A 1,014-nucleotide genomic window follows, 5' to 3' on the forward strand; every position below is an offset into this window, starting at 1 on the left:
TGAACTGCACCCCGATTGTTAGACACATCTAACAGTTGGAGGTGCAGTTTTTTGTCTAAGTTTACTGCAAAAGATAAATTATCAGCAGTTCTTCGCTATTTGTATGGCGAAGAGACTCATGCTGCTATTGCTGAGTCTATTGGTACACACAAAAGTATGGTTGGAGTTTGGGTGATGCAATACGAGAAACACGGTGCAGAAGCGTTTATTATAACATCATATACACGGCACTCAACACAGTTTAAACTAGACGTACTCAATTATATGAAGAATCACGGGACGTCTCCGAATGAAACTGCCGCCATCTTTCAGATCTCCTCTCCCCGCTTAGTTCGAAAGTGGAGGTCAGAATTTCAATCACAAGGAAAAGACGCCCTTATACCAAAGAAAAAGGGGCGTCCAGCGATGAAGAAGGAAAATAAGAAAGCAACACCCATGGAAGGATCAGTTGAGGCATTACAAGCAGAAGTAGAGCGTTTACGTATGGAGAATGCTTACTTAAAAAAGTTGAATACCTTAGTTCAAAACAAGGAAAAGTTACAAAGCAAGACAAGGCGCAAGTAGTATTTGAACTAAGGACTGAATTTCCTATAAAAACGTTACTTAAATTCGCAGGTATTCCACGCAGCACCTATTATTACTATGTAAAAACCTTCGGTTCTCAAGACAAACATGCCGAAGTAAAGGCAATGATTCAAGCTATTTACCATGAACATCAAGGACGCTACGGATATCGTCGCATAAGGGACGAGCTGAGAAATCTCGGACACCAGGTTAATCACAAAAAAGTACAGCGATTAATGAATGAAATGGGCCTAAAAAGCATTGTTCGGATGAAAAAATATCGCTCCTATAAGGGGAAAATCGGAAAAGTTGCCCGAAATATTTTAGACCGTAACTTTCAAGCAGGAAAACCAAATGAGAAGTGGGTAACAGATATTACGGAGTTTAAATTGTTTGGTGAAAAGCTATATTTATCACCGATGCTGGATTTGTTTAACGGAGAAATTATCG

1 pseudogene is annotated in these 1,014 nt (G+C 39.6%); it reads left to right on the plus strand.

The window, feature by feature from the left end:
* Positions 1–51 precede the first annotated feature (51 nt).
* Positions 52–1,014, plus strand: a pseudogene (locus tag HPY28_RS30645) (IS3 family transposase); the annotation flags it as partial.

Source organism: Brevibacillus sp. HB1.2 (assembly GCF_013332495.1).
GTDB lineage: Bacteria > Bacillota > Bacilli > Brevibacillales > Brevibacillaceae > Brevibacillus > Brevibacillus porteri.